Source organism: Rhizobium aureum (genome assembly GCF_030182495.1).
In the GTDB taxonomy this organism is placed as follows: Bacteria; Pseudomonadota; Alphaproteobacteria; order Rhizobiales; family Rhizobiaceae; genus Rhizobium; species Rhizobium tropici_C.
Genome location: NZ_JAQJCI010000009.1, coordinates 84,847 through 102,819, shown reverse-complemented (window position 1 = coordinate 102,819; position 17,973 = coordinate 84,847). Strand labels below are relative to the sequence as shown.

The window sequence follows — 17,973 nt, the reverse complement described above, 5'->3', positions numbered from 1 at the left end:
ATTAACGCTCCGTTGTCATAAAAGTTCCAGTACTTTTTTCAAGATTGTAAAAAAACGTGAGCGCAGAACATTTATTGACGTTTACGTCAAGGTTATTGTAGCTTCCATGATGCTCCAATAATTTAGTTGAGAGCAAAGGCTGCGACGATGTGAAAAGCGGGAGACTTTTCGATCGCGCAGTGACACTTTACATGACCGCCGCCCGAGGACGGCGGGGCGTGGTGATGATGCGTAAAGGAGGAAGTGCGCATGAATTCAGTCTCCGCTCCTTCGGATAGACCGCAGGTCAAGAAAATATGGCTCGCCTCTTACCCGGACATCGTACCGGCGGAATTGCCGCCGCTGGAGCATGCGTCACTCGTCGAGCTGCTGGAGGAAAGCTGCGCGCGCTATGCCGACCGGCTCGCCTTTACCAGCATGGGCAAATCCGTCACCTATCGCGATCTCAACACGCAGACGCGCAAGATTGCCGCATGGCTGCAGAGCCTCGGCCTTCAGAAGGGCGACCGCGTCGCCGTCATGATGCCGAACGTGCTGCAAAATCCGATCGCAGTTTACGGCATTCTTCGCGCGGGCCTCGTCGTCGTCAACGTCAATCCGCTCTATACACCGCGCGAACTCAAACACCAGCTGCGCGACTGCGGCGCCAAGGCGATCTTCGTTCTGGAGAATTTCGCCCATACGGTGGAGCAGGTGCTGGCGCATACGGATGTTCGCCACGTCGTCGTCACCGCGCTTGGCGACATGCTCGGCGTCAAGGGCCATATCGTCAACTTCGTCGTGCGCAAGGTGAAGAAGCTCGTGCCGGCGTGGTCCATCCCCGGCCACCGCAGTTTCAGGAGCGTTCTTGACGAAGGCGCGCGCCTGCCGCTGAAGCCTTCCGAGCTGACCGGCAGCGATATCGCCTTCCTGCAATATACCGGCGGTACGACAGGCGTTGCCAAGGGCGCGATCCTCACCCACTCCAATCTGCTCGCCAACCAGCTGCAATTGCTGCTCTGGCTGCAATCCGCCTACATCAACAAGCCGCGCCCGGAACAGCTGACCTTCGTCTGTGCGCTGCCGCTCTATCACATCTTCGCGCTGACGGTGAATTCGCTGATGGGCATGTCGCTCGGCGGCCATAACGTGCTCATCGCCAACCCGCGCGACATACCGGCCTTCATCAAGGAACTGGGCAAATACAAGTTCGACATGTTCCCCGGCCTGAACACGCTGTTCAATGCGCTGATGAACAACCCCGAATTCGCCAAGCTCGATCTTTCCAACACGGCAACGCTTGCCGGCGGCATGGCGGTGCAGCGGCCGGTCGCCGAGCGCTGGCAGAAAATGACGGGAGCCTGGATCACCGAAGGCTACGGCCTGTCCGAGACATCGCCGGTCGCAAGCGCCAATCGCTTCGACAGCCCGGAATTCACCGGCACGATCGGCCTTCCGATCACCGGCACCGATTTCGACATTCGCGACGAGAACGGCAATTCGCTGCCGCTCGGCGAAGTTGGCGAGATCTGCATTCGCGGGCCGCAGGTTATGGCCGGCTATTGGAAGCAGCCGGCCGAAACCGCGAGGGTGATGACATTGGACGGCTTCTTCCGAAGCGGCGACATGGGCTTCATGGACGAGCGCGGTTATACCAAGATCGTCGACCGCAAGAAGGACATGATCCTGGTCTCGGGCTTCAACGTCTATCCGAACGAGATCGAGGAAGTGGCTGCCATGCATCCGGGCGTTCTGGAAGCCGCTGCGATCGGCGTGGTCGATCCGCATTCAGGCGAGGCGGTGAAGCTCTTCATCGTCAAGAAGGACCCGGCCCTGACAGAGGCCGACGTGAAGGCCCATTGCGCAGCCAATCTGACCAATTACAAGCGCCCGCGCTTCATCGAATTCCGCTCGGAACTGCCGAAATCGAATGTCGGCAAGATCCTGCGCAAGGAGTTGCGCGGCTGACATAAATCCCTGCCATTCAGGAAGTCGCTCGCCCTTTTTGGCGAGCGGCTTTTTTCGTTTTGGACGATACGTGAACTTGATTTGCGCCCTACATAGGGAATAGTTTCCGCGACCAACTCAGAGTGCCCTGCCCTCTCCGGACGGCAAGCGGCGCGAACCGCAAGGAGTCCCCATGAACGCCCTCGTCGATCAACTGAAGAGCGCCGCATCGGCAACGAAGGCCACCGATATCCGCGCCGCCTTTGCCGCCGATCCCAAGCGCTTTTCCCGTTTCAGCGCTTCGGTCGACGACCTGCTGATGGATTATTCCAAGACGGCGGTGAACGATGAAATTCTCGCCTTGCTCGAGAAACTCGCAGTCGAAGGCGGCATCGCTGCCAAGCGCGAGGAAATGTTCTCGGGCGTCGCGATCAACTTCACCGAAAATCGCGCCGTGCTGCATACCGCGTTGCGCAATCGCTCGAACAAGCCGGTACTCGTCGACGGCAAGGATGTCATGCCTGACGTCAACGCGGTTCTGGCCGCCATGGGCAAGTTTGCCGACGGCATCCGCTCGGGCGCACTGAAGGGCTCCACGGGCAAGGCAATCACCGATGTCATCAATATCGGCATCGGCGGCTCCGATCTCGGCCCGGTCATGGCAACGCTGGCGCTGGCGCCTTTCCACGATGGCCCGCGCTCGCACTTCATCTCCAATATCGACGGCGCTCATATCGCCGATATCCTGAAGCTCGTTAAGCCGGAAACGACCCTCTTCATCGTCGCGTCCAAGACCTTCACGACGATCGAAACGATGACCAACGCCCAGACGGCGCGCAAGTTCATCGCCGATTCACTCGGCGAAGCTGCCGTTCAGCATCACTTCGCCGCCGTTTCGACGGCGCTCGACAAGGTCGCCGCCTTCGGCATCGACAGCGAGCGCGTCTTCGGCTTCTGGGATTGGGTCGGCGGCCGCTACTCGATCTGGTCGGCCATCGGCCTGCCGCTGATGATCGCCATCGGCCCGGAAAACTTCGGCAAGTTCCTGGACGGCGCGCATGCGATGGACAACCATTTCCGCCAGGCGCCCTTCAAGGAAAACCTGCCGATGCTGCTCGGCCTCATCGGCTTCTATCACCGCAACGTGCTCGGCTATCCGACCCGCGCGATCCTGCCCTATGATCAGCGCCTGTCGCGCTTCCCGGCCTACCTGCAGCAACTCGACATGGAATCGAACGGCAAGGGCGTCACCATCGACGGCACGCCGGTCGAAGGCAATTCCGGCCCGGTCGTCTGGGGCGAACCCGGCACCAACGGCCAGCACGCCTTCTATCAGCTCATCCACCAGGGCACGAGCATCATCCCGGCCGAGTTCATGATCGCCGCCAACGGCTTCGAGCCGGACCTGCGCCACCAGCACCAGCTCTTGATGGCCAATTGCCTGGCGCAGTCGGAAGCACTGATGAAGGGCCGCACTTTCGAGGAAGCCAAGGCACAGCTCACCTCCAAGGGCATGGATGATAAAAAGGCCGATTTCGTCGCGCCGCACCGCGTATTCACCGGCAACCGTCCGTCGATAACCTTCGTCTACGACAAGCTGACGCCCTATGCGCTCGGCCGCCTGATCGCGCTTTACGAGCACCGCGTCTTCGTCGAAGGCGTGCTCTTCCGCATCAACTCCTTCGACCAGTGGGGTGTCGAACTCGGCAAGGAACTGGCAACGGGCCTGCTGCCCGTCATCGAAGGCAAGGAAAGCGCCGCCAGCCACGATTCTTCGACGCAAGGGCTGGTGGCTGCGCTGGCAAGCCGCGCGAAGTAAAAGCGTTCACCCACCTCCCCCTTGAGGGGGGAGGTCGCCGCAAAGCGGCGGGTGGGGGTGACTAGGCTCTCTGCGTTAGTGATTTAAAGGCTCACCCCACCCCGGCACTACGTGCCGACCCTCCCCCTCAAGGGGAGGGTGGGTCAAAGCCCGATCTCATGCGCCCAGGGCGGATTTGCGCCCGCACGCGACACCGTCACCGCCGCAGCCTTGGCGCCCAGAGCCAGCGCATCTCGCAGGGCTTTTTCGTCAAGTGAAGCCACCTGCGCCTTGGTCAGCAGGTTGTTCATCTTCAGCGACGCCAGAATGCCGGCATCGAAGGTATCGCCGGCCCCTACGGTATCGACGACGGTGACGCGCTCGCTCGGCACCGAGACCTTCAGCGACTTGGTGTAGCCGGTTGCGCCTTCCGCGCCCTTGGTGATGACGACGAGCTTGGCGCCCTTGGCCAGCCAATGCGCGGCGAGTTCATCGTGATCGCCAGGGATGCCGAACCATGCCAGATCCTCATCGGAGAACTTCAGAATATCGGACATGGCGACCATGCGATTGAGACGCGCCATGTGCGAGGCCTTGTCCTTGATGAAGCCAGGGCGGATGTTCGGATCGAGCGAGATCACACGGCTCTGGTGCTCGCGCTTCATCAGCGCCTCATAGGTCGCGCCACAGGGGTCGGGAATCAGGCTGATCGCGCCGAAATGCAGGGCTTCGCAATCGTCGCCAAGCGCCGGAAGATCGGCCTCGGCGATCATGCGGCCGGCCGTGCCTTCATCGTAGAAGGCATAGGTTGCCTGGCCGTTGACGAGCTTGACGAAAGCGATCGTGCTCGGGCGGGGCGTGATGGCGCAATAGCTGAAATCGACCTTGGAGGCCGACAGCGTCTCGCGCAGGATATCGCCCATCATGTCGTCGGCGAGACCGGTAAAAAAGCCCGTGGGAACGCCGAGACGGCCAAGCGCTATCGCGGTATTGAAGATCGCGCCGCCGGCATAGGGAGCAAAGCCCTTCTCGCCCTGCGTCGTCTCCCGCGGCAGCATGTCGATCAAAGCTTCGCCACAGCACAATATCATTCCGGCCTCCCAAAGAGCGCGTCTGTCGTATCCATAAATCGATTAGATAGATTCAGTGCAAAAGCAAAGCGTCAGTTTGTGGGCAACTCCGAAATACCGCCGTTCCGGCCGGACCAGGCGAGCGGCGCATTGAGAAAGGCCTCGACTTCTTCCAGCGTCTTGTCGTCGAACAGCTTCTGTTCCTTGGCGACGGCGAGCACGTCGCGCCAGGTGGCGATGTGATGCAGGCGAACTTTTCCGTTAGCGAAGCGCGCCTCCGCTTCGGGGAAGATGCCGTAATAGAACAGCGCCATGCCATGGTCGACGATGCCGCCGGCCGCGCGGATGGCGTCGATGAAGGTGAACATGCTGCCGCCGGCCGTGGTCAGATCCTCGATGACGAGCACGCGGGCGCCGTCCTTCATATCACCTTCGATCTGGGCGTTGCGGCCATGTCCCTTCGGCTGCTTGCGGACATAGATCATCGGCAGGTTCAGCCGCTCGGCCAGGAAGGCGGCGAAGGGAATGCCCGCCGTCTCGCCGCCGGCAACGCAATCGAACCGTTCGAAGCCGGCATTGCGCACGATGAGGCTTGCGGCGAAATCCATGACCGTCGAGCGGATGCGCGGATAGGAGATCAGCTTGCGGCAGTCGATATAGACCGGGCTCGCCATGCCGGAGGCAAGCTTATAGGGCTTGTCGGCGCTGAAATGGACCGCCTTGATCTCCCAAAGCATCCTGGCCACCAGCTCAGCCATGACGGCGCGATCGGTAAAAGTCATCTGGGTCATGCAGGGCCTCCTTCGCAGCGCTAATGTCCCAGCGGCAATAGCAGCAAGCGGCGCGAGTTTCCAGACGAATAGAAGCTTTTGCGGTATCGTCACGGCCGCTGCCGGTAAAGGCAACCGCAGGCGATTACCGCAATGCACCGAGATCGGCGGGAAGCATCGCCTTGAACAGCGCGATGACCTTGTCGCCCTCTTCCCTTTCGATCGAAATCGCGTAACGCACGGCGGCGGCGACCAACTGCATGGTCAATCGGGCTGTTCTTGCAAGCTCGGAATCGTCGCGCTCCGGCCATAGGCGTTTTAGGACGGTCAGAAACGCCTGCGAATGCCATTCCATGTCTTCAGCATCGACCTGCTGCAGCAGTTTGTCGGCATGGGTGGCATGCCAGATGTCGCGCATGACCGGCTCATCGAGAAACATCGCGTAATAGCCATCGACGATGCGCCCAAGGGCCTCCTGGAGCTGATCGCGACTTTCGATTGCCGCCAGCTCGTCTTCGACGCATTGCCGGCCCTGCTCGTTGAAACGCTCGGCCAGCACGCGGATGATCGCCGTCTTGTCGGGGAAATATTGATAGAGCGAGCCGAAGGAGACACCGGCCTTTTCGACGATCTCGCCCATGCGCAGCGCGTCGCTGCCGTTCTTGGCAATCAACTCGGATGCCACCGAAAGGATCAGCTCCACCCGTTCGCGGCCGCGCTGCTGGCTGGGTATACGACGCGGTGTGCCCGCCTCATTCTTGCTACGCCTGCGTCTCGCGATCTGGTCCTGCGTCATGCCTTCCCCTGCCTGTCACTGTTGACAAGCAATATAAGAGAGTTTATCACATTTCGCAAATAAGAGAATTTATCACATTTTGTGCTGGAGGAGCTTGAAATGCAGATCTCGACCATTGCCATCATTGGCGGATCGGGAAAAATCGACCGCCGGATCCTCGGCAGGCAACCGAAAGATTTTTTCGCTTATGCCCGGCAAACCGCCGCAACCGGCATCTGGAGTGTCCATTCATGACCTTTCCGATCACGAATATCGCCCTCGTCGTCGCAGCACTCGGCAGCGGCCTTCTCGCCGGCGTCTATTTCGCTTTTTCGACCTTCATCATGCAGGCCTTCGCCCGTCTGCCAGTCGATCAGGGGATCGCTGCCATGCAGTCGATCAACACGACAATCGTGCGCTCGCCCTTCATCGTGCTGTTCCTGCTGACGGCCGCGCTGTCGCTCTTCATCGCGGTGATGGCAATTCTCTACTGGCGGGGCAGCGTCAGCATGATGATGCTGGCGGGTGCGGCGCTCTATGTCGTCGCAAGCTTTCTTTCGACGATGGTGTTCAATGTGCCGCTGAACGACGCGCTCGACAAGGTCGACGGCCATTCCGCAGAGTCGGCACAGCTATGGTCGACCTATCTCCGCGACTGGGTCTGGTGGAACCATGTGCGCACGGTGGCTTCCCTATTGGCCGTCTGCGCCTTCGTGAAAGCTCTGTTCTGAATGCATCGGAAGAGCACCCATACGCCCCTGGAAATGACTGGCTAGACGGCATGCAGATAGGCCGCAACCTCGACACGGTTGCGGCCGTTGCGCTTGGCCTCGTAGAGCGCCTTGTCGGCGGCACGAAGGACATCATCGAAACCCAGACCCTTGGCCGTGCCGGTGGCAACCCCGGCGCTGACGGTGCAGACCAAGGTCTTGTCGTCGATGCTGATCGCCCGCGCCGCAAAGGCATCACGCACCCGCTCTGCGACCTGCTCCGCGCGCCCCGGCAGTGCATTGTCGAGAACGAGCGCAAATTCCTCGCCGCCCAGGCGTGCCACGGTGTCGGAAGGCCGCAAACCGAAGGCGAGCTCCTGACCGAAAAGCTTGAGCACAAGATCCCCGGTGGCGTGGCCGTGCTGATCGTTGATGGTCTTGAAACGGTCGATGTCGAAGATGATGACGGCCATGGACGGGCCGAAGCTGCGGTGGCCGTGGAGATCGAACAAGGCTCGGCGGTTCAGCAGCCCGGTCAGAGAATCGGTGATCGCCTCCTGACGGTGGAAGGCGGCCTGGCGCCATTGGTGCAGCGCAAGCGACAATGCGCCGATCCCGGTCATCCCGGCAATACAGACGGCAAGGCTGACATCCTCCGCCCAATTGTCCGGCGCATGACCCAGCACGAGCTTGCCATCGCCGATCAACACAGCCGCGCAGAGGGCAAAGGAAATGGCGGTCAGCGTGTAAAGCGCGGTGATGCCGTAGAGAGGCGTGGGCGCTTCACGCCGGCTCAGCCAATATTCACGCGCCGTCAGAAGCAGGAGGACGCAGATGACGACATTGTCGCCGATGAAGGCAAGCCCGTCGTAGCCGGCGAGCATAGGTCCCACCGAAGCGCAGATGCCGGTCAGGCAGCCGAGAGCGAAGCGAGTTTTGGAGAGGTGGCGCGTGCGGAACTGGTGGCCCGCCATCCAAATGGTCGCAAAACCGATGAAAAACAACACGAAAGTCAGGATGGCAAGAAGCGGTTGCGGCCGATCGACATAGGCGCCGTAGATGAAAATCCCGGCGACGAGCGGCACAAGGCCGGCGGAGCACGTCAGAAGAAAAGTATCGGGCCGGCGGGAAAACCAGCTTCCGACCAGTGTGACCGCGAGGCAGGACGCGGAAACGCCGAGAGCCAGAAGTAGGGAATTATAATCAACCAGCATCATGCTCTTTCGACGGTTTCACTTTCTACCGCGGGGGATCGATGACACGCTAGGCTTCAAGGGGTATCAAATTGGTTACAGCAAATAATAAAGAAAATATATATCAGTAAAATATACGTTCCATATCGCGGCAAATACGGATGCGTTACTACAATATTTTGTGTAAATTTGAATTTACTTATATAATGTAAATCTAAATCAAACTTCGACATCCCAATGCAGGGGGAACATGGGATCGAAGACGGTGACCGGACCGGCGCCTGTTTCGATCTTGGCCGGGAATGTCACGGCCTCGGGGCGACGCACCAGAGTGATGCAGTCCTCGTTGACAGGCAGCCCGTACCAGGCGGGTCCGTTCAGCGATGCGAAGGCTTCCAGCCTCTCCAGAGCACCCTCCTGCTCGAAGACATGGGCAAGGCAGCTCATAGTATTGATCGAAGTATAGATACCGGCGCAACCGCAGGCGCACTCCTTCAACGGATCGACATGGGGAGCCGAATCCGTGCCGAGGAAGAACCTGGCATCGCCGCTCGTTGCAGCCGCGCGCAGCGCCAGGCGATGACTTTCGCGCTTGGCGACCGGCAGGCAATAATAATGCGGGCGAATCCCGCCGACGAGGATGGCGTTGCGGTTGATGATGAGATGATGCGTCGTGATCGAGCCGGCGAGGTTTGCCTTCGCCGATTTGATATAGTTGATGCCATCCGACGTGGTCACGTGCTCCATCGTGACCTTCAATTCCGGCAGTCGCTTGCGCAGCGGATCGAGCACGGTTTCGATGAACACGGCTTCGCGATCGAAAATATCGACCTCCGGGGTCGTCACCTCGCCATGGACGCAGAGCGGCAGGCCGATCTTCGCCATGCGCTCCAGCACCGGCATTGCCTTGTTCAGATCGCGCACGCCGCCGTGGGAATTGGTCGTTGCGCCCGCCGGATAGAGCTTGACCGCCGTGATCAGGCCGCTCTTCCTGCCCTCCTCGACGTCATCGGGGCTGGTATGTTCTGTCAGATAGAGCGTCATCAGCGGCTGGAAACGATCGCCCGCCGGCAGCGCTTTGAGGATACGCTCGCGATAGGCAGCGGCGTCCGCTGTCGTCACGACGGGCGGCACGAGATTGGGCATGATGATGGCGCGGGCAAAATGCCTGGATGTATCGCCGATCACACCTTCGAGCATGGCTCCGTCACGCAAATGCAGATGCCAGTCGTCGGGACGGCGGATGGTGAGCTTTTGCATGGGCGCGACCTCTGGAATGTGAGCGCCATCCAGCCCGAAAGCTGCCTCGCCCTTTCGGGATCGCGCTCTTTGATAGTGCGCTTCGATAGCACCAACCGCCACCGCAAAACAATCCGCGAGCGCAGTTAAATGATGGAGAAACTCAATCCTGCACGATATCGATGGTAACGTCTGCGCGGCGGCGGTTTTCCAGAATCAGCCGGCCATTCGGGAGATCGTTGCCATAAACCTTGGCGCTGGCCGCCTCTTCGTCGAGATCGTAGCCCCTCCAGCGCGCCCATAGCCGCTCTTCCAGCACCTCCATGGGTGGAGCAAGCATGATCGAATAGTCGAACAGGCCTTCCAGCTCCGCCCATTTGCCCTGGCTGAACAGCAGGTAGTTTCCTTCGACGACGATGAAGCGGTGATCGGCCGGGACGATGCGGGCGGAGGCGATGGCAAGCTCGCGCGAGCGGTCGAAGACCGGTACCAGCACCTCCTGGTCGGCGGCGCGCACGGCCTTGACGATATCGAGAAAGGCGCGCACGTCGAAACTGTCAGGCACGCCCTTCCGCTTCAGAAGTCCCTTCTCGATCAGGACGGCGTTATCCATGTGGAAGCCGTCCATCGGCAGGACTTCGGCGCTTTCGCCCCTCGCCTTCAAAGCCTTGGCGACATTGTCGGCCAGCGTCGATTTGCCGGCGCCGGGAGGGCCGGCGATCGCCACCAGGAAGCGTTTCGCGTTGCCGGCGCGCGCGATGATCTCGCCGGCAACATCGTCAAGAGAGACGCTCATGCAGCGACATTCTCGACCGGCGGAGCCTTGGCGCCGGTCATGAAGGCAACGGCGTCGGACATGGTGTATTCCTTCGGATTGATGACGGTCAGGCGTCGTCCAAGCCGATGGATATGGATACGGTCCGCGACCTCGAAGACATGCGGCATATTGTGCGAGATCAGAACGATCGGCAAGCCGCGGGCGCGCACATCGAGGATGAGTTCCAGAACCTTGCGGCTTTCCTTGACGCCGAGTGCGGCCGTCGGCTCATCCATGATGACGACCTTGGAACCGAAGGCGGCGGCGCGTGCCACGGCCACACCCTGGCGCTGGCCGCCGGAGAGCGTCTCCACCGCCTGGTTGATGTTCTGGATCGTCATCAGGCCGAGTTCGCTGAGCTTGTCGCGGGCGCGCTTTTCCATCGCCGGCCGGTCGAGCATGCGGAAGACGGAGCCCAGGAAGCCGGGCTTGCGGATCTCGCGACCGAGGAACATGTTGTCGGCAATCGAGAGCGCCGGCGACAGCGCCAGGTTCTGGTAGACCGTTTCGATGCCGGCTTCGCGCGCTTCCATCGGCGACCTGAAATGAACAGGTTTGCCTTCCAGCTTGATCTCGCCTTCATCGGGTGTCACCGCGCCGGAAATCGCCTTGATCAGCGAGGATTTTCCGGCGCCGTTGTCGCCGATGACTGCAAGGATTTCGCCGGGATAGAGATCGAAATCGGCGTTGTCGAGCGCGGTGACGCGTCCATAGCGCTTGACGAGGCCACGCGCGGTGAGAATGGGTTCGCCAGTCGTGGTCATGCCGATACCTTTCTGATCCATTGATCGATCGCGACGGCGCCGATGATCAGCACGCCGGTCAGGAGGACTTTCCACTGCGGATCGGCTCCGAGCATATTGAGGCCCATGGAGACGACGCCGACGATCATGGCGCCGAAGAGCGTGCCGAGGATCGAGCCACGGCCGCCGAAGAGCGAGATGCCGCCGATCACGGTCGCGGTAATCGCCTGAAGATTGAAGTCCGTCACGGCCGAAGACGGTGAGACCGAGCCGTTGCGGCCAATCGAAACCCAGGCGGCAAAGGCCGCGATCAGTCCCGAAACGCCATAGACGGCGAGCAGTACCTTCTTGGTCTGGATGCCCGACAATTTCGCGGCTTCCGGATCATCGCCGACAGCGTAGACATGCCGTCCCCCGGCGGTGTGATTGAGAATATACCATAGGCCCAGCACCAGCAGCACCATGGCGATGACGCCGAGGGTCAGCACCGCGCCGCCGAGCCGGAAGCTGATCGCGAAGAGATGCAGGAGCGGCGCCTTTTCATCGACATCGGTGTCGCGGATGGTTTCATTGGCGGAATAGATGAAATTCGTCGCCATGACGATATTCCAGGTACCGAGCGTCACGATGAACGGCGGCAGCTTCATGTTGGCGACGAGGAAGCCGTTGAGCAGCCCACAGATGCCGCCGGCAGCCATGCCGGCGATGATGGCGATCGGCGCGGGCAGGCCGTAAGTGACGGCGACGTTGCCCATGACGACAGAGGAAATGACCATGATCACGCCGATCGACAGATCGATACCGGCGGTCAGGATGACCAGCGTCTGGGCAGCACCGAGAATGCCGACAATCGCGATCTGCTGCAGGATCAGCGTCAGCGTATAGGCGGAAAAGAACCGCCCGCCGATCGCGATGCCGAAGATCACGATCGCCATTACCAATACGATCAACGGCACAGCGGCCGGCGTCGAATGCAGAAAGTGCTGCACACGCTTGAGAAAAGAGACATCGTGCTGCTCGAACGACGCGACGTTCTTGTCGCTGCCATCGAGAACACGTTCGAATTCCTGTGCTCCGGACATATTATTCCTCCGCCACCGCGCTCGTGCGCGGAAACCGCCGGCTGTTTAAGGGTCAGCCGAGAGGATGAACCCCGGCCGACGTGACTGTTGCGATGGTCTGCTCTCCCTTATAAGGAGACCCGCGCCAGCAGGCGCATGACGCGGCTCCCGAAGGGATTATATCACATTTCGCGGGGGCTTAGCCCCAGCACTTTGCCGTGCCTTCCTTGGTGTCGATCGACTTCAGGCCGGGAACCGGCTTGTCCGTCACCAGCGAGACGCCGGTGTCGAAGAAGGACTTGCCTTCGGTCGGCTTCGGCCTCTCGCCGCTATCGGCGAACTTCTTGATCGCCTCGACGCCGAGGGCAGCCATCATCAGCGGATACTGCTGCGAGGTTGCGCCGATCACGCCTTCCTTGACGGACTTGACGCCCGGGCAACCGCCGTCAACGGACACGATCAGAACCTGCTTTTCCAAGCCGACGGCCTTCAGGGCCTGATAGGCGCCGACAGCAGCCGGTTCGTTGATCGTGTGAATGACGTTGATGCTGGAGTCCTTCTGCAGGAGGTTTTCCATGGCCTTGCGGCCACCTTCCTCGTTGCCGTTGGTGACATCATGGCCGACGATACGCGGATCGGTTTCGTCGCCGATCTTGTTCGGATCCTTCGGGTCGATACCGAAGCCGATCATGAAGCCCTGGTCGCGCAGGACGTCGACGGAAGGCTGCGACGGCGTCAGGTCGAGGAAGCCGATCTTGGCATCCTTCGCCTTGTCGCCCAGCGTCTTGTTGGCCCATTCGCCGATCAGCTTGCCGGCAAGAAGGTTGTCGGTTGCGAAGGTCGCGTCGGCAGCGTCAGCCGGTTCCAGAGGCGTGTCGAGCGCGATGACCAGCAAGCCGGCATCGCGTGCCTTCTTGACCGAGGAAACGATGCCCTTCGTGTCGGAAGCGGTGATCAGAATACCCTTGGCACCGCTGGCGATGCAGCTTTCGATGGCGGCGACCTGGCTTTCGCTGTCACCGTCGATCTTGCCGGCATAGGACTTCAGCGTCACGCCGAGTTCCTTGGCCTTGGCCGTCGCGCCTTCCTTCATCTTGACGAAGAAGGGATTGGTATCGGTCTTGGTGATGAGGCAGGCGGATACGCCGGCAGCCTTGGCAGGTGCGGCAAAGGCAACGCCGATCGCCAAAGCGGCGAGCGTGGCGGAAATAACAGATTTCTTCATTCAATCCTCCCGATGTTTGAAAAGCCGGACTGTCCGGCAATCACAGAGCCGAGCCCGGCGTGGAGATGCGCAATGCCTGTCGGATTATTTTCGGTGGACCTCCTCCAAGGCCATGTACGCATCCTCAACGCCTATATCTGAGCCTAAAGATTTCGGCCTGTCAATAAATAAATCGGATTGAATTATTAATTCGATATGGCATTCTGGAAAAAAATAAGGCATGGCCATGATGGAAGGAGCAGGCTCATGTCTCTTGTGCACGACCCTGAGGAAACACCCACAGCACCAGCGATTCTCGACCACAGCGGGGGCGCGAACCAACTCGGCGTGCGCGCCCATAACGAACGGCTCGTCCTGTCGCTCGTGCGTCGTCATAGCGCGCTTTCGAAGGCCGATATCGCCAGGCGCAGCGGACTTTCGGCACAGACCGTCTCCGTCATCATGCGGGAGCTCGAGAAGGACGGGCTATTGTCTCGCGACGCGCCTGTGCGCGGACGCGTCGGGCAGCCATCCATCCCCATGCGGCTCAACCCCGACGCGGTGCTCTCCTTTGGCGTCAAGATCGGCCGGCGCAGTGCCGATCTCGTGCTGATGGATTTCGTCGGCGGTATCAGGATGCAGCTCCATCAAACCTATCCCTACCCGCTGCCCCAGGACATCATCGCCTTCGTCACAGCCGGCGTCCGCGAGCTGGAAGGGCGCCTCAGCGAGGAACAGCGGCAGAAGATCGCCGGGATCGGCGTCGCCGCGCCATTCGAACTGTGGAACTGGGCCGAACAGGTCGGATCGCCGCCCGGGGCTATGGACGCATGGCGCGGTTTCGACCTGCGGGCCGAAATCGCCTCGCGCGCGCCCTACCCCGTGATGCTGCAGAATGACGCCACCAGCGCCTGCGGCGCCGAACTCGTCTTCGGCGTCGGTCCACGCTATCCGGACTTCGTCTATTTCTTCATCGGCTCCTTCCTCGGCGGCGGCATCGTCCTCAATTCGTCAACCTTCGTCGGCAGGACGGGCACAGCCGGTGCGCTCGGCCCGCTGCCCGTGCGCGGCCGCAATGGCGAGAACCGCCAGCTTCTGGAAATCGCCTCGATCTTCGTGCTCGAGAACCTTCTGCGCGACCATGGCTTCGATCCACGTCCCCTCTGGTATTCGGCAGACAATTGGATCGATTTCGGCGAGCCGTTGGAAATCTGGATCCAGGATACGGCCAAGGCCCTGGCGCAGGCGATTGTCGCGGCCGCCTCGGTCATCGATTTCAGCGCCGCCGTCATCGATGGCGGCTTTCCCGATTGGGTGCGGGAGCGCGTGGTGCGCGCAACCATCAGGGCCGCTGCGGAACTCGATCTGCAGGGCGTCGTCATGCCGGAGATTATCGAGGGGGCCGTCGGGCCGCAGGCACGCGCCATCGGCGCCGCCAGCCTGCCGATCTTTGCGCGCTACCTGATCGATCAAAACGTTCTTTTCAAGGAGATTGAGCATGCTGAAGGGCATTGACCCGCTATTGAGCCCCGAGCTGCTGGCGACGCTGCGCGCCATGGGCCATGGCGATGAAATCGCCCTTGTCGACGGCAATTATCCCGGCCTCGAGCATGGCCGCCGCCTTATCCGTCTCGACGGCCATGGTGTCATCCCGGTGCTCGATGCCGTGCTGAGCGTACTGCCGATCGACGATTTCGTGCCGCAGGCGATTTTCCGCGCCACCGTCCGCCAGGATCGCGACGCCGTCGATCCCGTCCATGCCGAAATGATCGAGTGCTGCGCCCGGCATGTGCCCGAGATCAAGGTCGTGCCACTGCTGCCGGCGGAATTCTATGAGCGGGTGCAGCAAGCGCATGCGCTGATACAGACCAGCGAGCCAAGGCTTTATGGCAACATCATTCTGCGCAAGGGTGTGATTTATCCGAAAGTGTAAAAGACTATCCCAAAGGCCCCTCATCCGGCCTTCGGCCACTTCTCCGCTTGCGGGGCGAAGGGGATGGGCGCACCCACAGCCTTCCCTCCGGCAAATTACCCAGACGAGAATGCAGAGCTAGTTCCCTCTCCCCGTCAAAACGGAGAGAGGATTAGGGTGAGGGGCAAAACTCTCCAGATGGCAGGAGCTAATCATCCACCCACCTCAAATATCGCCCGCAGAGGGCCCCCAGACATCCGTCATGGCGAAACCTTCCGCCATCGGATCAAAGGGATCGAGCGCCACCTGGCTGAGGCCGAAGGTGAAGCCACGACCGGTGATCGTCGGGATGATGGCCGGCTTGCCGGCAACTTCGGTCTCGGCCTGCAGACCGACTTCGAATTCCGAACCGATGATCGAGCGGGATTTGAAGACATCACCGACCTTGGCCTTGCCGCGGGCATGCAGCGTCGCCAGATTGGCCGAATTGCCGGTGCCGCAGGGCGAGCGGTCGGCGCGGCCGGGCCACATGGTCGTGCAGGTGCGGATGGCGCCATCGGCATCGATGTCGCGGAACATGACATAGGCGACGCCCGAGATCGCCGGAATTTCCGGATGAACCACGGTCATTGCACGATTGATCGCATCCTTGAGAATCATGCCGGCCTGCACGAGGGCGGCGGCATTCGCCTTTTCGATCTTCAAGCCGATCTGGCCGACATCGACCAGCGCATAGAAGATGCCACCATAGCAGAGATCGAGCTTGATCCTGCCCCATTGCGCCGTGTCGAGTTCGACATCCAGCTCATGCACGAAGGACGGCACCATGGTCAGCCGCACCTTCTCGCAGCGGCCGTCGCGGCAGGTCGCAGTCGCGCGTACCAGGCCAGCGGCCGTGTCGAGCGTGACGACCGTCTCCGGTTCCTTCATCTCGATGATGCCGGATTCGAGCAGGGCCGTGGTCACGCAGATGGAATTCGAACCCGAGCTCGCATGCGCCTGATCCGGCTGCAGGATTATGAAGCCGGCATCGGCTTCGGGGTGCTTGGCCGGCAGCAGGAGGTTGACGGAGCCGATCGGCGCGCCGCGCGGCTCCAGCACAAGGAAGCGCCGCAGCTCCTGGCCCTTCGGATCGCTATTCAGCCAATGCAGCTGCTCGGCAATGCTGTTGCCCGGGATCTTCGGCACGCCGCCGATGGCAACCTTGCCGATTTCCCCCTCGCAATGAACATCCAGCAGCTGGATCGTGCGCTTCCATCTCATCTCGATATGCTCCAATCAGATGCGTCGCATAATATCGTCGCCCGAGGCGGATGAGCTGACCGGCGAGGCCAGCCAGCGCCATTCCCCCAGCGCACTCTCTGATATATCAGATCGGGCAAGGTGGCTATGGTGATTTGCGGCAGCATTGAACCCGCCGGTTTTCAATTAGACCATGATAGCGCTATTGCTTCAGCGCTTCACCGACATTGCTGCCGGTGGCCTCGACGCTATCGCCCAGCGAGCCGACGGTGTTGCCGGCGGAAGCGCCGACACGGCGCCATTGTTCGCCGTAGTTCCGGCGGGTGCGCGGATCGAAGATGGCAATCGGGGCGCTGACCGCCGCACCCGCTACGCTGCCGACCGTTTGTGCGGCCCCCATGGCGACGGCGCCGACTGCGTCGCCGATACCGACATCGGAATCGGTGATCGTCTGGCCCTCGATCAGCCGGGCGCCGATCAGCTTCACCACTTCCGGGCTTTCGGCGAACTTGCCATGGTTCAAGCCATCGCCCGTCTTGAGCTTGGTGAGATCGAGGACGGTGATGCCCTGTTTCTCCAGCTCGCTGCGATAGGGTTCGGCTGAAGGATCGATCTGGCCGAGGCGATCTATATTGCCGGAAATGCGTCTCGAGAGGGAGAGCGCGCGGTCATCACGCGAGACGAACAATGTAAAGTGCGGCTTGTCCTTGCCGAGTGCTGCGAACTGGCGCCCGAAAACATCGACGTCGAGATCGGGAGACGCCAGGATGACGTTCTTGATCTTCGGCGCGACGCGGCCATTGCGGATCGCCATCTGCCGCAGGGATTCGACCGCGAGCCAGCTACCCATGGAGTGCGCCATGACGGTGATATCGCCGACGGAGGGGTCGGCGGCTACGCGCCGCAGCAATTCCTCCAGCGAATCGCGGGAATAGTTCGTGCTTTCCTTGTCGTAGGCATAATCGAAGATGCTGGCGCGCGACGGCCAGGTGAACACGATCGGTGCGACGTCGGCATGCGAATCGTGCACGATCTGCGCGAAGCGATAGACTGCATCCTCATAGCGATTGTTGAAACCATGCACGAAGATCAGCACCCGCCTGTTCTTCGGCAGCTCGGCATGCAGCCAGGCGCGCCCATCCGCTTCGCCCGCCAGCGGCTTGACGCCGATGGTGACGAAATTCTTCAGGGGATTGCCGGGTAAACGGCTCGGCCATTGGACCTGGCCGACCTTGCGATTGGCTTCGGGCGGGATGGAGACGCTGACCGCATCCACCTTCAGCCCTGGCCCACGTTCGCCCGAGAAGAGAATTGCCGGATCCTGGTCCGGCAGGCGCGTCGTGGCAACGAGAAGATCGATCTTCGATGTGCCCGGCACATTTTCGGAAACAGGCTGCATGACGCCGATCGGGCGGCCGCAGGCGGCCAGAGACAAGGTAACGACCATGGCCGCGGTTCGGAAAAACGCCCTTCTCAATCGGTGCGAACCCGCCATGAGCTGCATCATGCAACC

The 17,973-nt window shown here is 61.0% G+C and carries 17 protein-coding genes; 6 read left to right on the top strand and 11 right to left on the bottom strand.

Going from position 1 to position 17,973, the window contains the following annotated elements:
* Window positions 1–249: 249 nt before the first annotated feature.
* Window positions 250–1,947 (top strand): long-chain fatty acid--CoA ligase, encoded by a 1,698-nt coding sequence (locus PH552_RS20765; protein ID WP_183762564.1) that lies wholly within the window; start codon window positions 250–252, stop codon window positions 1,945–1,947.
* 172 nt (window positions 1,948–2,119) lie between these two features.
* Window positions 2,120–3,745 (top strand): glucose-6-phosphate isomerase, encoded by a 1,626-nt coding sequence (gene pgi, locus PH552_RS20760; protein WP_183762562.1) that lies wholly within the window; start codon window positions 2,120–2,122, stop codon window positions 3,743–3,745.
* A 143-nt stretch (window positions 3,746–3,888) separates the two neighbouring features.
* Here pgi and PH552_RS20755 read toward each other — a convergent pair whose 3' ends face one another.
* From PH552_RS20755 to PH552_RS20745, 3 genes are all read right to left on the bottom strand, one after another.
* Window positions 3,889–4,815 (bottom strand): carbohydrate kinase family protein, encoded by a 927-nt coding sequence (locus PH552_RS20755; protein ID WP_183762560.1) that lies wholly within the window; start codon window positions 4,813–4,815, stop codon window positions 3,889–3,891.
* 71 nt (window positions 4,816–4,886) lie between these two features.
* Window positions 4,887–5,585: an orotate phosphoribosyltransferase gene (locus PH552_RS20750; protein ID WP_183762558.1), complete on the bottom strand. Its 699-nt coding sequence runs from the start codon at window positions 5,583–5,585 to the stop codon at window positions 4,887–4,889.
* A 124-nt stretch (window positions 5,586–5,709) separates the two neighbouring features.
* The gene (locus PH552_RS20745) at window positions 5,710–6,360 is read right to left on the bottom strand and encodes a TetR/AcrR family transcriptional regulator (RefSeq protein ID WP_183762556.1); all 651 of its coding nucleotides are present in this window, start codon (window positions 6,358–6,360) and stop codon (window positions 5,710–5,712) included.
* A gap of 99 nt (window positions 6,361–6,459) precedes the next feature.
* Here PH552_RS20745 and PH552_RS20740 point away from each other — a divergent pair, with 99 nt between their 5' ends.
* Both PH552_RS20740 and PH552_RS20735 read left to right on the top strand, forming a co-directional pair.
* Window positions 6,460–6,594 (top strand): hypothetical protein, encoded by a 135-nt coding sequence (locus PH552_RS20740; protein WP_285166268.1) that lies wholly within the window; start codon window positions 6,460–6,462, stop codon window positions 6,592–6,594.
* On the top strand, window positions 6,591–7,070 hold the full coding sequence (locus PH552_RS20735; RefSeq protein WP_183762550.1) for an anthrone oxygenase family protein: 480 nt from the start codon (window positions 6,591–6,593) through the stop codon (window positions 7,068–7,070). The genes PH552_RS20740 and PH552_RS20735 overlap by 4 nt, the downstream gene beginning before the upstream one ends.
* Before the next feature lie 41 nt (window positions 7,071–7,111).
* On the opposite strand, the gene PH552_RS20730 is transcribed toward PH552_RS20735, so the two are convergent.
* The 6 genes from PH552_RS20730 to PH552_RS20705 all read right to left on the bottom strand — a co-directional run bounded on the left by PH552_RS20730 (window position 7,112) and on the right by PH552_RS20705 (window position 13,327).
* Window positions 7,112–8,263, bottom strand: a complete 1,152-nt coding sequence (locus tag PH552_RS20730) for a GGDEF domain-containing protein (protein ID WP_113249844.1) — start codon at window positions 8,261–8,263, stop codon at window positions 7,112–7,114.
* A gap of 198 nt (window positions 8,264–8,461) precedes the next feature.
* Window positions 8,462–9,502 (bottom strand): dihydroorotase, encoded by a 1,041-nt coding sequence (gene pyrC, locus PH552_RS20725; RefSeq protein ID WP_112343714.1) that lies wholly within the window; start codon window positions 9,500–9,502, stop codon window positions 8,462–8,464.
* A 142-nt stretch (window positions 9,503–9,644) separates the two neighbouring features.
* Entirely contained in the window at window positions 9,645–10,277 is a 633-nt protein-coding gene (locus PH552_RS20720) for a nucleoside triphosphate hydrolase (protein ID WP_113249788.1), read from the bottom strand.
* Window positions 10,274–11,083 (bottom strand): ATP-binding cassette domain-containing protein, encoded by an 810-nt coding sequence (locus tag PH552_RS20715; protein ID WP_183762547.1) that lies wholly within the window; start codon window positions 11,081–11,083, stop codon window positions 10,274–10,276. The genes PH552_RS20720 and PH552_RS20715 overlap by 4 nt, the downstream gene beginning before the upstream one ends.
* Window positions 11,059–12,123, bottom strand: a complete 1,065-nt coding sequence (locus PH552_RS20710; protein ID WP_113249789.1) for an ABC transporter permease — start codon at window positions 12,121–12,123, stop codon at window positions 11,059–11,061. The genes PH552_RS20715 and PH552_RS20710 overlap by 25 nt, the downstream gene beginning before the upstream one ends.
* Window positions 12,124–12,301: 178 nt before the next feature.
* On the bottom strand, window positions 12,302–13,327 hold the full coding sequence (locus tag PH552_RS20705; protein WP_183762544.1) for a sugar ABC transporter substrate-binding protein: 1,026 nt from the start codon (window positions 13,325–13,327) through the stop codon (window positions 12,302–12,304).
* A gap of 246 nt (window positions 13,328–13,573) precedes the next feature.
* On the opposite strand from PH552_RS20705, the gene PH552_RS20700 reads away from it, so the two are divergent.
* Together PH552_RS20700 and PH552_RS20695 are read left to right on the top strand one after the other, a co-directional pair.
* On the top strand, window positions 13,574–14,821 hold the full coding sequence (locus PH552_RS20700; RefSeq protein ID WP_113249790.1) for an ROK family transcriptional regulator: 1,248 nt from the start codon (window positions 13,574–13,576) through the stop codon (window positions 14,819–14,821).
* The gene (locus tag PH552_RS20695) at window positions 14,805–15,239 is read left to right on the top strand and encodes an RbsD/FucU family protein (RefSeq protein ID WP_113249791.1); all 435 of its coding nucleotides are present in this window, start codon (window positions 14,805–14,807) and stop codon (window positions 15,237–15,239) included. The genes PH552_RS20700 and PH552_RS20695 overlap by 17 nt, the downstream gene beginning before the upstream one ends.
* A 204-nt stretch (window positions 15,240–15,443) precedes the next feature.
* Here PH552_RS20695 and PH552_RS20690 read toward each other — a convergent pair whose 3' ends face one another.
* Window positions 15,444–16,481 carry a 4-hydroxyproline epimerase gene (locus tag PH552_RS20690; RefSeq protein WP_169644382.1) on the bottom strand — a complete coding sequence of 346 codons (1,038 nt, stop codon included), beginning with the start codon at window positions 16,479–16,481 and terminating at the stop codon, window positions 15,444–15,446.
* Window positions 16,482–16,662: 181 nt separating this feature from the next.
* A complete protein-coding gene (locus PH552_RS20685) occupies window positions 16,663–17,955 on the bottom strand; it encodes an alpha/beta hydrolase (protein ID WP_169644715.1) in 1,293 nt (430 codons plus the stop codon).
* Between the last annotated feature and the right edge of the window lie 18 nt (window positions 17,956–17,973).

Excerpts from the sequence above, each read along its gene's own strand:
- PH552_RS20765 (WP_183762564.1), top strand. The coding sequence starts at position 250 with ATGAATTCAGTCTCCGCTCCTTCGGATAGACCGCAGGTCAAGAAAATA.
- pgi (WP_183762562.1), top strand. The coding sequence starts at position 2,120 with ATGAACGCCCTCGTCGATCAACTGAAGAGCGCCGCATCGGCAACGAAG.
- PH552_RS20755 (WP_183762560.1), bottom strand. The coding sequence starts at position 4,815 with ATGATATTGTGCTGTGGCGAAGCTTTGATCGACATGCTGCCGCGGGAG.
- PH552_RS20750 (WP_183762558.1), bottom strand. The coding sequence starts at position 5,585 with ATGACCCAGATGACTTTTACCGATCGCGCCGTCATGGCTGAGCTGGTG.
- PH552_RS20745 (WP_183762556.1), bottom strand. The coding sequence starts at position 6,360 with ATGACGCAGGACCAGATCGCGAGACGCAGGCGTAGCAAGAATGAGGCG.
- PH552_RS20740 (WP_285166268.1), top strand. The coding sequence starts at position 6,460 with ATGCAGATCTCGACCATTGCCATCATTGGCGGATCGGGAAAAATCGAC.
- PH552_RS20735 (WP_183762550.1), top strand. The coding sequence starts at position 6,591 with ATGACCTTTCCGATCACGAATATCGCCCTCGTCGTCGCAGCACTCGGC.
- PH552_RS20730 (WP_113249844.1), bottom strand. The coding sequence starts at position 8,263 with ATGCTGGTTGATTATAATTCCCTACTTCTGGCTCTCGGCGTTTCCGCG.
- pyrC (WP_112343714.1), bottom strand. The coding sequence starts at position 9,502 with ATGCAAAAGCTCACCATCCGCCGTCCCGACGACTGGCATCTGCATTTG.
- PH552_RS20720 (WP_113249788.1), bottom strand. The coding sequence starts at position 10,277 with ATGAGCGTCTCTCTTGACGATGTTGCCGGCGAGATCATCGCGCGCGCC.
- PH552_RS20715 (WP_183762547.1), bottom strand. The coding sequence starts at position 11,083 with ATGGATCAGAAAGGTATCGGCATGACCACGACTGGCGAACCCATTCTC.
- PH552_RS20710 (WP_113249789.1), bottom strand. The coding sequence starts at position 12,123 with ATGTCCGGAGCACAGGAATTCGAACGTGTTCTCGATGGCAGCGACAAG.
- PH552_RS20705 (WP_183762544.1), bottom strand. The coding sequence starts at position 13,327 with ATGAAGAAATCTGTTATTTCCGCCACGCTCGCCGCTTTGGCGATCGGC.
- PH552_RS20700 (WP_113249790.1), top strand. The coding sequence starts at position 13,574 with ATGTCTCTTGTGCACGACCCTGAGGAAACACCCACAGCACCAGCGATT.
- PH552_RS20695 (WP_113249791.1), top strand. The coding sequence starts at position 14,805 with ATGCTGAAGGGCATTGACCCGCTATTGAGCCCCGAGCTGCTGGCGACG.
- PH552_RS20690 (WP_169644382.1), bottom strand. The coding sequence starts at position 16,481 with ATGAGATGGAAGCGCACGATCCAGCTGCTGGATGTTCATTGCGAGGGG.
- PH552_RS20685 (WP_169644715.1), bottom strand. The coding sequence starts at position 17,955 with ATGGCGGGTTCGCACCGATTGAGAAGGGCGTTTTTCCGAACCGCGGCC.